The sequence below is a fragment of the Anabaena sp. CCY 9910 genome (genome assembly GCF_963920875.1).
Classification (GTDB): domain Bacteria; phylum Cyanobacteriota; class Cyanobacteriia; order Cyanobacteriales; family Nostocaceae; genus Trichormus; species Trichormus variabilis.
In genome coordinates, this window is the sequence record NZ_CAWUDJ010000001.1 from 411,656 (window position 1) to 428,858 (window position 17,203).

The 17,203-nt window shown below is 42.7% G+C and carries 14 protein-coding genes and 1 pseudogene; 8 read left to right on the forward strand and 7 right to left on the reverse strand.

All coding sequences use genetic code 11. The annotated features are described in order from the left end of the window. Positions 1–123: 123 nt before the first annotated feature. Complete coding sequence (locus tag ACM5QX_RS01805) at positions 124–1,353, reverse strand: FAD-dependent oxidoreductase (RefSeq protein ID WP_414752120.1); 1,230 nt, start codon at positions 1,351–1,353, stop codon at positions 124–126. A gap of 188 nt (positions 1,354–1,541) precedes the next feature. On the opposite strand from ACM5QX_RS01805, the pseudogene ACM5QX_RS01810 reads away from it, so the two are divergent. After that, a pseudogene (locus ACM5QX_RS01810) lies at positions 1,542–2,219 on the forward strand (ABC transporter ATP-binding protein); the annotation flags it as partial. Between the two features lie 243 nt (positions 2,220–2,462). Beyond that, positions 2,463–2,861 carry a TOBE domain-containing protein gene (locus ACM5QX_RS01815; RefSeq protein ID WP_390817099.1) on the forward strand — a complete coding sequence of 133 codons (399 nt, stop codon included), beginning with the start codon at positions 2,463–2,465 and terminating at the stop codon, positions 2,859–2,861. 233 nt (positions 2,862–3,094) lie between these two features. On the opposite strand, the gene ACM5QX_RS01820 is transcribed toward ACM5QX_RS01815, so the two are convergent. Further along, a complete protein-coding gene (locus ACM5QX_RS01820; RefSeq protein ID WP_414752121.1) occupies positions 3,095–3,469 on the reverse strand; it encodes a hypothetical protein in 375 nt (124 codons plus the stop codon). A gap of 219 nt (positions 3,470–3,688) precedes the next feature. On the opposite strand from ACM5QX_RS01820, the gene ACM5QX_RS01825 reads away from it, so the two are divergent. The 6 genes from ACM5QX_RS01825 (at position 3,689) to ACM5QX_RS01850 (ending at position 9,736) form a co-directional block, all read left to right on the forward strand. Beyond that, the gene (locus ACM5QX_RS01825) at positions 3,689–4,219 is read left to right on the forward strand and encodes an orange carotenoid protein N-terminal domain-containing protein (RefSeq protein WP_190566163.1); all 531 of its coding nucleotides are present in this window, start codon (positions 3,689–3,691) and stop codon (positions 4,217–4,219) included. A 556-nt stretch (positions 4,220–4,775) separates the two neighbouring features. Next, on the forward strand, positions 4,776–6,119 hold the full coding sequence (locus tag ACM5QX_RS01830; RefSeq protein ID WP_011318845.1) for an adenylosuccinate synthase: 1,344 nt from the start codon (positions 4,776–4,778) through the stop codon (positions 6,117–6,119). An 86-nt stretch (positions 6,120–6,205) separates the two neighbouring features. Continuing rightward, positions 6,206–6,505, forward strand: a complete 300-nt coding sequence (rplY, locus tag ACM5QX_RS01835) for a 50S ribosomal protein L25 (RefSeq protein ID WP_011318846.1) — start codon at positions 6,206–6,208, stop codon at positions 6,503–6,505. Between the two features lie 226 nt (positions 6,506–6,731). After that, positions 6,732–7,445 carry a dienelactone hydrolase family protein gene (locus tag ACM5QX_RS01840; protein ID WP_414752122.1) on the forward strand — a complete coding sequence of 238 codons (714 nt, stop codon included), beginning with the start codon at positions 6,732–6,734 and terminating at the stop codon, positions 7,443–7,445. A gap of 141 nt (positions 7,446–7,586) precedes the next feature. Beyond that, complete coding sequence (locus ACM5QX_RS01845) at positions 7,587–9,119, forward strand: AAA family ATPase (RefSeq protein WP_414752123.1); 1,533 nt, start codon at positions 7,587–7,589, stop codon at positions 9,117–9,119. Positions 9,120–9,214: 95 nt separating this feature from the next. Continuing rightward, a complete protein-coding gene (locus ACM5QX_RS01850) occupies positions 9,215–9,736 on the forward strand; it encodes a hypothetical protein (protein WP_414752124.1) in 522 nt (173 codons plus the stop codon). A gap of 68 nt (positions 9,737–9,804) precedes the next feature. On the opposite strand, the gene recG is transcribed toward ACM5QX_RS01850, so the two are convergent. From recG to ACM5QX_RS01875, 5 genes are all read right to left on the reverse strand, one after another. Beyond that, positions 9,805–12,273, reverse strand: coding sequence for an ATP-dependent DNA helicase RecG (gene recG, locus ACM5QX_RS01855; RefSeq protein ID WP_414752125.1), 2,469 nt, complete (start codon positions 12,271–12,273; stop codon positions 9,805–9,807). A gap of 260 nt (positions 12,274–12,533) precedes the next feature. After that, complete coding sequence (locus ACM5QX_RS01860) at positions 12,534–13,376, reverse strand: hypothetical protein (protein ID WP_414752126.1); 843 nt, start codon at positions 13,374–13,376, stop codon at positions 12,534–12,536. 302 nt (positions 13,377–13,678) lie between these two features. Further along, positions 13,679–14,620 carry a translation elongation factor Ts gene (gene tsf, locus ACM5QX_RS01865; RefSeq protein WP_414752127.1) on the reverse strand — a complete coding sequence of 314 codons (942 nt, stop codon included), beginning with the start codon at positions 14,618–14,620 and terminating at the stop codon, positions 13,679–13,681. Positions 14,621–14,939: 319 nt separating this feature from the next. Further along, complete coding sequence (gene rpsB, locus ACM5QX_RS01870) at positions 14,940–15,737, reverse strand: 30S ribosomal protein S2 (protein ID WP_414752128.1); 798 nt, start codon at positions 15,735–15,737, stop codon at positions 14,940–14,942. A gap of 141 nt (positions 15,738–15,878) precedes the next feature. Next, a complete protein-coding gene (locus ACM5QX_RS01875) occupies positions 15,879–16,847 on the reverse strand; it encodes a glycosyltransferase family 2 protein (protein WP_414752129.1) in 969 nt (322 codons plus the stop codon). Positions 16,848–17,203 lie beyond the last annotated feature (356 nt).

Genomic DNA, 17,203 nt, shown 5'->3' on the forward strand with positions numbered 1-17,203 from the left:
TAATATACAGCAACATACAGCCAAAAGAATTGGGAGATTTCTGGCTTAAAATCCAACCCATAAATTCTGCGATGTCAGAGAAAATAGTTTAGTTTGCTTGTGCTTTTTCCCCAAAGGAAACCTTCATTTCACATGAACAGGAAAAACGCCCAAGGCAATTAATCTGGCTGGTAGATCGCGCAATATTGGCAAGCGCAACAGCACCGGGGGCTGAAAAGTCAGATTGTCGGCTAGTACAGGAGCAAATACTCGCTTTTGAATGAAGGTTTGAAATGCTTGAATGATTCGTGTAGGCAATTCCCGTAGACGCTGGACTTTGGCTAAGTCCCTAAGTTCTACATGGTGGTTTTGCAGTGGTTTTGTCAGGACATTAGCAGCTACCACCGCATCTTGAATGGCATAATTAATACCCACCCCACCAACAGGTGACATGATATGGGCTGCATCACCAATCAGTAGCAACCCTGGACGATACCAGCGCTGCACAAGGTTTGATTCGACGCAGAGAAATGCTACCTGTGACCAGTCGTGTAAATTGTGGATACGATTTGCTAATTCTGGGACAACTTCCACAACAGATTTTTTCAGCGCTTCTAAACCTTGAGACCGTAACTGCTGATAGCCTCCCTTAGGAATCACATAAGCCATTTGCCATTCATTACCACGATCAAGCATAGCGATGATATGACCAGGGGCAAAACGCCCCATTCCGCCCTCACCATCTTCCGGTTGACGCGGTAGGCGGAACCAGAGAATATCCATTGGCGGTGAGGTTTCTGTTGCGGCAAAATCACCCAATTGTCGTAACCGTGAGTGACGACCATCTGCACCTACGGTCAATATTGCCCGAATTTCGTGCCAACCACCGCCGCTTCGATAACGTACACCTTGAATTACTCCGTTTTCCTCAACTAATTCCTGCACATTCGCACCCATGACTAACTGAAAGCTTGGATATTTTTGCGCTTCTTGGGTAATAAACTCTAGAAATTTCACCTGAGGCAACATTGTAATGTAGGGATAGCGGGTTTTTAGGCGACTAAAATCAGCCAAAGTGAAGGTATTTTCAGTTGTTTTTAGCCGAATTTGCCGCATTTTGGCATGGGGTAATTGTAGCAAGCGATCGCTTAATCCCAATTCCTCCATAATTTCCATCACCGATGGGTGAATTGTATCTCCACGAAAATCCCGATCAAAGTCTTTATGGGCTTCCAGCAATATGACAGAAACACCTTGACGCGCCAATAATAAAGCTAAGACTGCACCAGCCGGGCCACCCCCAACAATGCAACAATCTGTATTTTTTACGTCTACAATTTCATGGGCAGGATTAGTCAGCAAATCGGTAGTCATCACAACACCTCCAGACAGCCCTAAAATCAAGGTTAGTGTGCTTTGGGTGGTGCGAGTACTTTTTTTAATTTTTCGTAGCGATAGAGAATGTGTATCATGGACGCTAAAATGTCCATTTAGTGATTAGTCCATAGTCAATAGTTCCAAGTTCAGAGCTTTCTTGACTAATGACCAATGACTAATGACCAATGACTAGTAACAATACTGTGGCGCAAGTTGTTTTAGAAAACGTTTACAAAAGTTTCCCTCCCCGCAGAGGGGAAAATGTGAGTTCGCAAACTCCATCCGCGAAGAAAACTGACGCAGAACCAGCAGGAACCGTCAATGTTTTGCGACGGATTAACCTGACTATTCCTGATGGGGAATTTATGGTGTTGGTGGGGCCTTCTGGTTGCGGTAAAAGTACCCTGCTACGGTTAATTGCGGGGTTAGAAGTGATGACAGGCGGCAATATTTGGGTAGGCGATCGCTTGGTTAATGATTTACCACCCAAGGAACGGGATATTGCAATGGTGTTTCAAAATTACGCCCTCTATCCCCACATGACGGTATATGACAACATCGCCTTTGGTTTGCGTCGTCGTTCTAGTTCTGAACAACACAGAGACAATTCTCACCCCAGTTCCCAGTCCCAATTCCCCACCTGGGCGGAAAATCTACTAGTAGGTGCGACAAGAAAGCTTCCCAAAGGACTGCGTTACATTTCGGATCAAGAACGAGAAGTAGACGAGCAAGTACGGTCTGTAGCGCATTTGTTACAAATGGAAACCTTGCTAAATCGCTTACCCAAACAATTATCTGGAGGACAAAGACAACGGGTAGCTTTAGGAAGAGCGATCGCCCGTAATCCTCAGGTATTCTTAATGGATGAGCCGCTTTCTAACCTAGATGCCAAGTTAAGGGCAGAAACCCGCGCTCAAATCGTCAAATTGCAACGCCAGCTAGGCACAACAACCATTTACGTTACCCACGACCAAACAGAAGCCATGACAATGGGCGATCGTATCGCCATCATGAATCAAGGCCAAATTCAACAAGTAGCTTCTCCCCTAGAACTCTACAATCATCCGGCCAATCGCTTTGTAGCTGAATTCATTGGTACACCACCCATGAATTTTATTCCCGTAGAGTTCCACGCACCATTGTTAATTACCCATTCCCAGTTCCGTCTCACCCTTCCAGAGATATGGGCAAGTGCGTTGCAAAAATATGATGGGCAAACCCTCATTTTAGGCATTCGTCCAGAACATTTAACTGTGAGTGTACCCGCGACTAAAAATTTGCCAGTACAAGTAGATTTAGTAGAAAACTTAGGTAATGATTCTTTTATTAATGTGGTACTAACTGAGGCTGAATCTCGATTTGCTCATACAATTAAACCTTTGCAAGTACGAGTTCCATCAGACCGAATCATCAATGTGGGAGAGCAAATCTGGTTATCACTAACACTGGATAAAATTCACTTTTTTGACCCTGATACTGATTTAGCAATATTTCCTAAAAATTAGCTTCTTAATTTTAATTATTAGGTAATTGTACAGTTTCTTGATGAAGATGCGCTTTATTCTCTACATCATTTATTTGATGCAGCCTCATATTAATTTGGGATTACAAATAGAAAAATATCCGAAATGTAGGGTGCGTCAGTACCATAGAACCTAACTATCCTCAGAAATTATTCATACTGACGCACCCTACTAAACCTCAAATGAAAATAAGGGTTTTAACAGCACTGCAATTACTATTTCTTAGCTTGACCTTTTTCTAAAGCTTGTTTTACTAAATCATCGCTAACGCTAGTGACTGCATCTTCTCTAGACGCGCCTATTTCTTTTGCTAACTCTACATAATCGTCAGGATTGCTAGTAGATTGAGCTTCGGTTCTGGTTTCTTCAGGTACAGGGATTTCTTGCTGAGGTGCAGTAGCCGCTTCGGCCGCCGCAGCGCCTTCACCAGTGCGATCAACATCACTAATACTAAACTGTTGTGCAGCTGCGTAATCAGCATCAAAATCAACTTTCGGTGCTTTTTCTTCGCCACTAGCTATATTTTCAGCAGCTAATTGTGCGTCGTGGGTAGGAGCTTCAATAAGATTAGGTTTTATTTCTTCAGACATCGCTAATACCTTCAATTGTTTTTAAATCGTTGTAGCGATGGTAACAAAGTGATGGGCTAGTTCTTAGCTCCCTCTAGAAAGATTATTACCTCTATTAAAAGATAGATATAAATACTTAGATGTAGCAAATATAATTATTTCTCTGGAAAGTAGATAAAACAAACAGAATGTTGCTAATTATTACTTGGAGAACTTAAAAACCACTTGGAAATATAAATTATGACTGCTAGTTACGAAAAAAATGTTTCTCAAGCTCTCAGTAATGAAACCCGTAGTTTAGTAGAAGCTTTTAATAAATTAGATACCGATGCTAAGTTAGCTTGGTTTTACTATGTTTATAAAAAAATGGGTGATTCTATCACTCCCGCCGCACCCGCAGCCGCCGAACCAGAATTAGCTCCCCTTTTATTAGGTAACTACTTTCAGTTATCAGACGAAGAGCAACTCAATATTATGCGGCAAATAGTTAATCGTGAAGATACAGAATATTCTCGTGCTTATGGAGCATTAAAAGAAAATAATCAATTATTAATTTGGTATGTATGGGCTGTAGCTATGGGCGATACAGTGGTGGGAATGCCAGATAATTATCAGCCCACAGAAGCTATAAATGATTTACTTTCGCAAGTTGAAGACTTAGATTTTGAAGCACAAATGTCTATCTTTCGGACTATTGCTGGAGAGATGGGACACACAGATGTCAAACCAATTGAAACACAAGCACAAACAGGGAAAACATCAAGTCTTTAATTGAGTGGCTGGAAAGTAGGGAAAATTCAATTTGTCATTCCTACTTTCCTGACTATAAAATTCATATTAAATTAGGATTTACGCATCCAGATTTTCTGTTGAGACCGGGTGTAAGAATTTTAAATATCGATTTTGAATTTTGAATTTTGAATTGATTTATATCCCTATACCCTTCGCCAAACCCTTGATCTTTCGTTTTCATGCGTAAGTCATAAATCTATATAAGCGATCGCTCTCTTCTCTTCAAAATGGGCGATCTACGCGATAAACTCAGCCTAAATAGGCAGACTTGGTCTGTGATTTGTCGTAATTGGGGTCATACCGTTTCTTGATGTAGCTTGCCTGGCGTAGCCATAGATGCACTTTATTCTTTACTGTAGAGACGTTGCGTGCAACGTCTCTACTTATTTGGCGCAACTTCATAGAGAATTGGTATGAGCTTTCCAGTCATTGTGACCTAGTGCAGCAGAAAAAATCACTAAAAACTATTGACATTTGTCGCAGATTATGTTGATAATGATTCTTTGTGGAAACTTTACCTCAATAAAATAAACACTTGGCTAACGTCATTGTAATAGGCGCTCAATGGGGCGATGAAGGAAAAGGTAAAATAACTGACTTACTCAGCCGCTCCGCAGATGTGGTAGTACGCTATCAAGGGGGTGTCAATGCTGGACACACAATTGTAGTCAAAGGTCAGACCTTTAAACTGCATTTGATTCCCTCTGGTATTTTGTACCCCGATACGGAATGTATGATCGGCTGTGGGACGGTCATCGATCCACAAGTTTTGATAAAAGAACTCGACCAATTAGAAAGTTTAAATATTTCTACTAAAAATCTGCTCATCTCTGAAACAGCCCATGTCACCATGCCCTATCATCGGCTAATTGACAAGGCATCAGAAGAGCGACGCGGAAGCCATAAAATTGGAACCACTGGTCGAGGGATTGGCCCTACCTACGCTGATAAATCCGAGCGCACAGGTATCAGGGTATTAGACTTGATGGACCCGGCGGCCCTCCGCGACCAGTTGGCATGGACAATAAATAATAAGAACCTCATTTTAGAAAAGCTGTATAACCTGCCACCTCTAGATACAGAAGAGGTAGTCAAAGAATATTTAGGGTATGCAGAACGTTTGAGACCTCACGTTGTTGATACATCTTTAAAGATATATGATGCCATTCAACGGCGGCGTAACATATTGTTTGAAGGCGCACAAGGTACGCTCTTAGACTTGGATCATGGGACTTATCCCTATGTCACTTCTTCCAACCCCGTAGCTGGGGGGGCTTGCGTAGGTACAGGTCTAGGCCCGACAATGATAGATCGGGTAATTGGGGTTTCCAAAGCCTACACAACGCGAGTCGGAGAAGGCCCATTCCCCACTGAACTGGATGGGGAGTTAGGGGAATTATTGTGCGATCGCGGGGCAGAATTTGGCACAACTACCGGACGTAAGCGTCGCTGTGGTTGGTTTGACGCGGTTATCGGTCGCTATGCTGTGCGAATTAACGGCATGGATTGTATGGCTATCACCAAACTGGATGTCCTTGACGAGTTAGAGGAAATTCAAGTTTGTATAGCCTATGAAATAGACGGCGATCGCTGCGACCATTTCCCAACTAGCGCTCGTCAGTTTGCCCGGTGTCGTCCCATTTACAAAACCCTCCCAGGCTGGCAAGTGCCAACAAGCGAATGTCGCACCCTGGAAGACTTACCCCAACAAGCACTGGACTATCTAAAATTCCTCGCAGAATTGATGGAAGTCCCAATTGCGATCGTTTCTTTAGGCGCAAGCCGCGACCAAACTATCATCGTTGAAGACCCCATCCACGGGCCAAAACGTGCCTTACTGCACCCCGATGGTACACCTGCTTCCTTATTGAGTGCTTAGTCAGAAGTCTACAGTCCAGATTGACTATTGACTATTGACTATTGACTATTGACTATTGACTAACAACAACCGACAACTAAACTAATATGGCTCTGACAGTCGAAACTAAAAAACGTCCAGAAGGCAGCAAGCCTAAAGCTTTGCGCCGCTCTGGATTTATCCCCGCTAATTTGTACGGACACAACGGTAGAGAATCAATTTCTTTGGTAGTTGATGCCAAAGTAGTTGAAAGATTACTCAAAGCAGCTGCTGTTAAAAAAACAGAGATCGAACTCAATATTCCTGAACTGGAATGGACTGGTAAAACCGTTCTTCAAGAAGTTCAGATACATCCAGCTAAAGGTACACCGTATCACATCAGCTTCCTTGCCACTGCCAAAGGCTAAAGCAAGTGCAAAATTTGTCTTACTTGCCATTTAAAGTTTGTGATAATTGCTGATAAGCCAGGGTTAAAACCCTGGTTTTTTGTTGTTTGCCTTTCTCAACTTTTTTAGACAGATTAAGTCTCAATCCCGTATCTTACGATAGTACTTAAACTGACATCTTGCACCAAATCGCGATTTTAATCGTTAAGTGAAAATGTTAGTAAATCAAATAGGCAGGAGCAATAAAGTGCAAATTGAAAAAACAGAGGTGGAAATTTCTACGCCTGATGGACAAATGCCTGCGTTCTTGTATCAGCCTTGTGAACATGGACAAAAGCCAGCCGTAATTCTTTTAATGGAAGCATTTGGCTTAACTTCTCACATTCAGGATGTAGCAGCTCGAATTGCTAACGAAGGCTACGTAGTTCTTACTCCAGATTTGTACTATCGTGAATTGACAAACAACAAGTTTGGATATGAAGAAGTTGAGCAAGCTATGGCGATGATGTACCGCCTTGACTTCGGTAAACCAATTGAGGAGGATATTAGAGCAGCGATCGCTTATCTCAAGTTACAGCCTTATGTATTCCCAGAAAAGATTGGCGTGACTGGGTTTTGCTTGGGTGGTGGTCTGTCTTTTCTCAGCGCTTGCAAATTTTCAAACGAAATTGCGGCGGTAGCTTCCTTCTACGGAATGGTTCTGGATGATTGGATAGAAGCGATAACAAACATCTCAGTACCCATATACTTATTTTACGGTGGTATCGATCCATTTATTCCACTGGAACGGGTTCAGCAAATTGAGACGCGGTTCCAAGAACTTAGTAAGGAATACACATTGAAGGTTTATCCTCATGCTGATCATGGTTTTTTCTGCCATGAGCGTTCTTCCTATAACCGTTCAGCAGCCGAAGACTCATGGAATGAGCTGACACAGTTCTTCCACAGACATTTACAATAAGCGATCGCCTTTTGTGGAAGTTTTTAAATAAAATCTTCATCAAATGCTTGTGGGTTCGACGTTGATGCTTTTACTCTCCTAAAAAAAGTACCATAATCAAGGTTTCAGCATATCCTGAACTCAGGTGAATTTAAAATTTCTATGACAGAAGCGACTCTCCCACCCTTAATTCAGCAGATGTTACAACCAGGATTTTATCCTCATGAAGTAACAGAACCTATTCAACTAATTCAGACTCATGTTTCTTCTGTGTTACTCACAGGAGAGTACGCCTATAAACTAAAAAAACCGGTAAATTTTGGCTTTTTGGATTTCTCCACTTTAGAAAAGCGACAACATTTTTGTCAGGAAGAACTGCGTCTGAATCAACGAGGAGCATCTGAACTATATTTAGAAGTCTTACCAATCAGTTTGGTAGGTGAGCAATATACTCTAGGGGGAACAGGTGAGGCTGTGGAGTATGTGCTGAAAATGCGCCAGTTTCCCCAGGAGGGTTTATTCAGCGAACTTTTTGCCCAAGGTAAGCTAACTGAGTCACACCTCGAAGAATTAGGAAAGGTCGTGGCTCAATACCATGCTAAAACTGAGACGAATGATTATATTCGCAGTTTTGGGGAAGTTCCTCAAGTGCAGGCTGCATTTGATGAGAATTATCAGCAAACTGAGAAATATATCGGTGGGCCTCAGACACAATTGCAATTTGATGAAACTAAAGCCTACACCGAGGGTTTTTTCGTAGATAAACAAGAATTATTTCAGCGCCGAATCCAAAATAACTATATTCGGGAATGTCATGGAGACTTACACCTAAGAAATATTTGCCTATGGCAAGATAAAATTTTCTTGTTTGATTGCATTGAATTTAACGAGCCTTTCCGCTTCGTTGATGTGATGTTCGATGTTGCCTATGCGGTGATGGATTTAGACGCACAGCAACGTCCAGACCTGAGTAACGCATATTTGAATACCTATCTAGAGCAGACTGGCGACTGGGAAGGGTTAGAAGTGCTACCCATATACTTAAATCGTCAATCTTATGTGCGAGCTAAAGTAACTTCGTTTTTGCTAGATGACCCCAGCGTCCCCGCAACGGTGAAAGAAGAAGCGACGAAAACAGCATCTACATATTACAAACTGGCGTGGGAATATACCAAACCCAAACAAGGAAAACTTATCTTAATGTCCGGGTTATCTGGTTCTGGGAAGAGTACGACTGCAAAATATTTAGCCCGTCAACTAGATGCAATTCATATTCGCTCAGATGCAGTCCGCAAACACTTGGGGGGAATTTCTCTGTGGGAACGTGGTGGTGATGACTTGTATACACCCGAAATGACACAGAAAACCTATGCAAGGTTATTAAACTTGGGGACTATACTAGCTAATCAAGGCTACACAGTAATTTTGGATGCTAAATATGATAAACAGAATTTACGAGCAGAGGCGATCGCTCAAGCCGAAAAGCATCACCTCCCCCTCCAGATTATTCACTGCACAGCACCCATAGAAGTTATACAAGAACGCCTAATTAAGCGTACAGGCGATATTGCCGATGCTACAGTTGATTTGTTATCTTCCCAACTCCAACAAACTGAACCCTTTACCGACCCAGAAAAACCTTACGTGCAAACTTGGGACACAACTCAACCACCACACGTAATTGGTAATCGGTAATTTACCGCAAGCTTATTTACGGGGAAACAAGTGTAGGTTAAAAAACTTACCCCTACACCCCTATCCCCCCACACCCCCACACCCCTAGTTCATTTATGGCTAACAATAACAACCTATTCAATTTCACTCCCGAATTCCTGTCGCAGTTAATATTTGGGGCATTTTTAATATTTATTTTAATCACAACAGGTTCGCCACCATCTTTAAGTATTTTTCTGGGAATTATTGGTGGTTTCGCCTTAGGCTGGTTTACCAATTCTACTAAAAGTAGTCCTCAAGCGCCTGTTGTCGCTTCTTCGGATGGTATTGATGCTGGATTGAAATACTGGTTATTTTTCTTGCTAGGGTTTGGATTATTAGGGTATCCTGCACCCATGAGTATTTTACTGGGTGGAATAGGTGCTGTTGGGGGAGGCTGGATTATTGCTTGGTGGCGAAGCAAAGAAGAAACGAAAACTCAATTACCTGTTAATGCTTCACAAGAAGTTGTGAGTGAAGAGTCGAGCGACAGAATCACCAAGCGACAAACAAGAAGACCCGTTCGGCGTTACCGTCGTTCTGGTAGAAATTTTGGGTTTTTATTGTGGGGGAATAATCGAAATAATGATGGAGAGTGAATAATATCTGTGGGGGTTGGTAATTAGTAATTGGTAAGGATCAATTACTATTGTGAGCGCTGAGTTTATCAGGTTAAAATTGCTCCACCCATCAAGCGTTCATAGCGATATTTCAACTCTGCTTTCATTAAAGGCCAACGTTCTAAAGTTGCATCCATTTCTATTACTTTCTCGGCGGCTTGCCTTGCTAATAATAAAACTTCTTCATCTTCTACTAAACTTGCTAAGGTAAAATCAGGCACACCAGATTGCCTTGTTCCTAACACTTCACCAGGGCCGCGAAAACGCATATCCATTTCGGAGATGAAAAAGCCGTCTTGGGACTGTTCTAATACTTTCAGACGTTGTTGAGCGTCGGGACTTCTAGAACTGCTCATTAATAAACAGTAAGACTGGGCTGCACCTCGACCCACACGCCCACGCAATTGATGCAGTTGCGACAAGCCAAATCTTTCCGCATTTTCTATGAGCATCACTGTTGCATTTGGTACGTCCACACCAACTTCAACAACTGTTGTAGATACAAGAATCTGCGTTTCATTATCGCGGAATTTGGTAATCGCTTCGTCTTTTTCCGCCGAACTCATGCGACCATGCAGCAAACCGACTTGAAACTCTGGAAAAACGCTCTCTTGTAACTTTTGGTGTTCTTCTACAGCCGATCGCAAATCTAGTTTCTCTGATTCTTCTACCAATGGCAAGACTACATAAGTTTGTCTACCTTGGGCAATTTCCCGGCGGATGAGGTCGTAAGCTTGGGGACGTTGTTGACCGCTTAACATTGTGGTCTGAATCTTTTGTCGTCCTGGTGGTAACTCATCAATTTGACTGACGTTCATATCCCCGTGTATGGTTAACGCCAATGTCCGAGGAATGGGTGTAGCAGTCATAGTTAATACATGGGGTTGTTCGCCTTTTTGCTGCAATAACGCCCGTTGTTTCACACCAAAACGATGCTGTTCATCAATGACAACTAAACCTAAGCGCTGGAAGTTTACCGGGTCTTGAATTAAGGCGTGAGTTCCCACCAGCAAAGGTAATTCACCTGTTTCTAATTGAGAATGTATCTGTCTTCTTTTCACAGTTTTGGTAGAACCTGTAAGTAATTCCACAGGTAAATGCAGCAGGTTAAACCAGCTAACTAACTTACGGTAATGTTGCTCTGCTAATACTTCCGTAGGAGCCATGAGGGCAGCTTGGTAGCCAGATTGAATTGCGGCTAAAATTGCTACCACTGCTACCACAGTTTTACCTGAACCCACATCACCCTGTACTAAACGATTCATCGGTGTGGATTTTTGTAAGTCGTTGAGGATGTCGTTCAGAACTCGTTGCTGTGCGCCTGTGAGTTGAAATGGTAGTATTTCGTAGAAATTTTCGATTAACTGACCTTTAGGAGCCAGAATTGCACTAGTTTGAATTGCCTTCGCTTGCTGCTGACGTTGCAATAAACCAAGTTGTAGGTAGAAAAACTCATCAAAAACGAGGCGACGACGGGCAACTTGCAAGGTAGCACTTTCATCAGGAAAATGGATGTTAGCGATCGCATCCTTCAATTCCATCAAACCATACTTTTCCCGCAAACCCTTGGGTAATGGGTCTTTTAAATGCACCGCCGCAGGTAAAGCCGCCAGTACCGCCTGTCTGACCATACTAGCCATTACACCCTCAGTGAGGCTGTAAATCGGCACTACCCGCCCCATTGTCAAAGACTCGATAGTGTCTCCAGGGTTCGCTAAAACTTCCAATTCGGGGTTATCCAGCGTCAAGCCGTATTTAGTCCCTTTAACTAACCCACAAGCCGCCAACACACTACCAACAGGATAACGGCGCTTTAAACTTTCCTGCCAAGCGCGACTGGTAAAGCGCGCCCCCGCAGAGAAACGACTGATTTTAATTTGACCTGTATTATCTTTAAGTATTAACTCTAAAATCGATAATTTTTGATTCTTGGGGCTAGTAAAACAATTACACTTTTTTACTGTGGCTACTATGGTCACCGTCTCACCCGCTTCCAACTCGCGGATATTTACCTGACGCGCATAGTCGATATGGTCACGGGGATAGTAAAAAAGCAAGTCGCGCACTGTATACAAACGCAAAGCCGCTAATTTATCTGCTTTGCGAATGCCTATTTCTGGTAAATCACTGAGTTTCTGGTCAATTTTTGGAGCTAACCTCCGACTCACCTCCGCTACAACTGGGGTAGCATTAGGAATTTTTGATTTATAACTAGTTGCTTGCACCTCCTTAGGTTCTTCTTGCTCTTTTTGCAGTTGGTAAAGATACCTACGAGTCTCAGCTATGAGATGTTGTCTTTCTTTCTGTACCAAATTGGGATAGTTAGCAAACTTCTCTGCCAATTCTTGCCAACGACGACGTTCAATTGCAGGTAAAACCGTCGGGAATTTCCCAAAAGTCAAGCCGAGAAATTCACTAAAGCGGTATTGCTTACCTAGCAAGTCTGTAAAGCCGTGTTCTGCTTCTACGGCTAAGGCTTTATGCAGTCTTATCCAATCTGGTTGGTCATTGCTCATTAGTCAACCCCTAAGGGGAATTCAAAATTCAAAATCAATACAATCAAAGTCAGTATTATGACCATAGGACTTACGCACCCAGATTTTCTGTTGAGGCTGGGTGTAAGGGTGTAAGGGTGTAGGGGTGTAAGGGTTTCAAACATTTATATCCCTACACCCCTATACCCCTATACCCTTCTCCAAACCCTTGATCTTTCGTTTTCATGCCTAAGTCCTAGACTAATGCTAATAACAACTGACAACCGACAACTGACAACTAACTAATCCTCATACCAACTTGAACGCCATGCGGCTTCAGCTTCCGCAATTGAACGTTCTCGCTGTTTTTTCTGGTATTCTCTTCCTAGCTGGTTGAGCTTTCCTAATACATGGCGAATTTGCTTGCGACTAGAGGAAAGGGTGGGGTCAGCAAATTCTATTTCTCCTAACCTTAAATTAACTGTTGTAATTTGCGTTAGGCTGGATTCTTCGTCATCTTGCTCATTTTCAATTTCAATCACCAAGTTTAAAAGGTTAGGTGGCCCTGGCATCATTTCTCCAGAAGCTTCCGATGCAGCCGCAGCCGCTTCTAAAATGGGTTCTGGTAATTTTTGGGGCAAAACCTGAGCTTTTTGCAGCAAAACGTTAGTTTCATGGGAAACTTTTCTCAATGTCCGTTGGGTTTCTTCCTCTATATACTGTTGCCACTTTGCTAGCACTACGGGATTAGAAGTATCTAATACATAAACCTGAGAGACTTCAGCCGCAGATGTTAGCGCCTCCTCTTCTCCTACTTCTGTATCTTCCTCATCTCCCTCATCTTCTCCATCTCCCTTAATTTCCTGACTCATCAGCTGGAGTAGTAATCTTTCAGCCGCCTGCTTACCCAGTTTGCGGATGCTTTGTTGTAATTGCTGGCGTTGATTTAACGACAACTTCAAAAAGTTTTCGGGATACCCTTGTGTACACAAATGGTAACTTGCCAGAATTAACTGTTTACCTAGTGCTTGACCCAAAACACCTAGATAACTAGCATAAGCGCTATGGAGTTCTGAGGCGATCGCTTGTATCGCTTCTTGTAAAGCTGCAATATCCTGCTCAATTCGCTCAATTGCTCTTCCCATATCTTGTGTTTGTCCACCTGAACCTATTTATGGTACAAATGTACGCAATTATTTTAAAATAACTAGCGAGAAAATTTAATATAGCTCTGATTAATAAAATGCAGGCCAGGCTATCTGCTTGACCTGCTGCATAAGAGTCAAAAGTCCGCAGTCCACAGTCAAAAAACTCATAAATAATGACTAATGACTAAGCGCAAAGTCGAGCCACTGCGTTCCTGTCGCTCTGCGTCGGAAAGCAAGTGGCGTTGAGCGGAGGTTTCCTCCGAACAGAACTTTGTAAGAGATGACTAATGACTAATTAATTACTTCACACCCATTTGGGCGGCGACTTCTTCAGCAAAGTTGCTTTCTTGCTTTTCGATGCCTTCACCCAGTATGTAGCGGACAAAACGGCTGACTTCAACTTCTTCACCCGCCTTAGCCTTAACTTGTTTCACCAAGTCTTCTACAGAAATACTTTGATCACGAATATAAGGCTGATCAACTAGAGTTAGTTCTTTTAGGCGTTTTTCAATCCGTCCTTGAACAATTTTTTCTCTAATGTTCTCTGGTTTATTTGCTATGTCTTCTTTACCAGATTCAACGTCTTTTTCTCTCTGAACAACTTCAGCAGGGATTTGCTCGACGCTGACATACTCAACGTTGGGACAAGCTGCAACCTGCATAGCTGCGTTTCTTGCTAAATTCTGCACTTCTTCGTTAGCAGCACCAGCTTCAGATTGAGAGTTTAGTTCAACTAACACACCAACTCTACCGCCGGTGTGAATGTAGCTGTCTACGACTCCTGTCTTATCTGTGAGCGCAAAATTGATGAAGCGCCGTACCTGGATGTTCTCACCCAAGTTAGCAATAGTTTGCTTGATGGCTTCATCTACAGTGAGGTTAGCATCTTCAATGTATGGTTGAGCTAGCAAAGACTCAACACTATCGGCTGTTGCTGCTTGTTGAGCTAAGTTTTTAACTAGAGTTTTAAAAGCATCGTTACGGGCGACGAAATCTGTCTGGCAGTTCACTTCTATCAGTACACCCACTTTACCACCAGGTTGAATGTAGGTGTCTACTAGACCTTCTGCCGCAATGCGATCGCTTTTTTTACCCGCAGAAGCGATACCTTTTTTACGTAGCCAATCTATGGCTTGTTCGACATCGCCTTCAGTTTCTTTCAGCGCTTTTTTGCAGTCCATCATGCCAGCACCAGTCTTTTGGCGTAGCTCTTGGACGAGTTTTGCAGATATTTCCGCCATGTTGCCTCAATTCCTAACTTGACCTTGAGTTGTAATCGCTCACTGAAACAGTGCTGAGTTATATAGTGCTGTATGCCAAGTAAAAGTACTTAAACAACAGTACGTACTTTTTACTCCCGTTGTTTGCTGGGAAAACCAACCATTTTTTTGCTGAATTTTCTCAACATTTATTTTGGGATCATACCCAGCACCATACAAGTGTGTTGAGTATTTCTATCTTACTCAGGGCTGGGGAAGAAAAAGCGATGAAATCTCAAGCCTGAAGGATGAAATATGAAGCGTGAGCAGATAAACTTCATCTTTCATCCTACAATTTGGCTTATTCTGCTTCCTCTTCGTCGTCGGGAATCACCGAGTCAGTGTACTCGGTTTCATCGTAGTCGTAATCGTCCTCAGCGCCTTCGTAATCTTCGTACTCTTCTTCTACATCCAACTGACCATGACGGCCTTCATAAATAGCATCCGCTAATTTACCCACTATCAGCTTAATTGATCTGATAGCATCGTCATTTGCGGGGATGGGGATATCTACTACGTCTGGATCACAGTTTGTATCCAACATAGACACAATGGGAATGCTGAGTTTTTGGCATTCTTGAACTGCGTTGTACTCCCGGCGTTGGTCTACAATTACCACTACATCGGGGACTTTCCGCATTGTTTTAATGCCACCCAAGTATTTTTGTAGTTTCGCCAGTTCCCGCCGTAGCATGGATGCTTCTTTTTTCGGCAGTAAATCTAAAGCGCCGCTTTCTTCCCGACGTTCTAAGTCTTTTAGGCGGTCTACTCTGGTTTTGATGGTTGCCCAGTTGGTGAGCATTCCACCCAACCAACGCTGGTTAATGTAGTGGGAACCACAACGAGCAGCTTCCTGAGCGATAATCCCTGCTGCTTGCCGCTTTGTACCGACAAAGAGAAATTTCTTCCCTTGTTCGGCTTGCGATCGCATATAGTTATAAGCCTCATCCATCAAGTGGGCTGTCTGCACCAAGTCGATGATGTGTACACCATTGCGAGAGGTGTAAATGTAAGGAGACATTTTTGGGTTCCAACGTCGGGTTTGATGCCCAAAGTGAACCCCAGACTCCATCATCTGAGCCAATGAAACTACTGGCATATTTTTATAACTCCTATTCGGGTTAAACCTCCACCTGGGTGTATTTCCTCAGCAGGAAACACCCGAATTCCCAGATGTGCGGAATTTGGTTAGCCATACTAGGGTAACACACAGGTTATCCTCTTATGTCAACCTAATTTTTTAGGATACTTTCTGCATTTGGGAATAAGCTTGATAGACACCCTTAACGTTGTACCAGTTAAGGAAAATTCGCGCGATTTCCAAAGCTAACTGGGGTTTACCTGACTTAATTAACCACCGCAACAGGGGAGCCATTGTTTTTTCATTCAATGCACCATTAAGTGAAAGAATCCCCCAAAGTACACGGTGTAACCATGTCATTTGGATCATCATCCGCACTTCCCAGGTGGGATGTTTTTTGTAGAACAAAACACCCATGCGTCCCCGTTGAATTTCTTTCTCAATTAAGTTAGGTACTTGTTCTAAATTAAATGGTGGATGCCAATGATAGCCGACAGCCGCCGGACATTTAATTAGTTGTAGTCCAAGGTTTTTGAGTCTGACACCTAACTCTAAATCTTCCCAACCGTAGAGTTGAAAGCCAGTGTCAAATAGTCCAGCTTGTTCTAGCCAATGCTTAGGGATGGCGACATTACCGGTAGCGAAAAAAGCGGCGGAAAAGTCGGTGATTTTATAAGGTTCAGCCGTGGGATTATCGAAATTACAAGTATTAATTACTGCACCGTATGTAAAAAAGCGATCGCTCCCCAATTTCTCTTGGCCTTGCAACAACGCATCTGCATGAGCTTGCAAGAAATTTTCTAATACAACTAAATCACTATCTATAAATATAATGATGTCTCCTTGCGCCTGTTCTACGCCCAAGTTCCGTGCGGCCGCCGGGCCTGCATGATCTTGCTCGAACCAGCGTACATGGGGAAACTCTTCTTTATGTGCTGCTAACCAATCTAATGTGCCATCTGTCGAACCATCATCGACTAAAACAATTTCATATTCGTTAATTACAGTTGATGCACTGAGTTGTTGCGCCTCTAGTGCGCGGAGGCATTTTTCTAAAATCGGCTGGCGATTATAAGTCGGTATCACAACACTAATAAACACAGTCTCACCCACAACAGTACTACCCATCTCCAGAATAGGACAGTGTGGTACTTCCGACTGTTCCTTATCTAACTCTGGTTACGGAGATACTTGCCTCATGGATACTGCTGAAGCTACTGAAATCTTATTCTAAATAAGGGGATATATATTCATTACTAAAGCAGTAATTTTCATAAAAAAATATATTTTTGCTCAAATAATCCCTATTAATAAATTCCCATTAATCAATATATAACCTGACGTTAACACTGGTTACTTAAATTCACTAAAAGCTTGGAAAATGTCGTAACTACAGGAATCTACGCTTGCATCTCCTGTATTCACTACGGACTTTTGCCGTTAAAAATACACGATTAATCAAGCTGTTTCTGAGTGTTCTATGT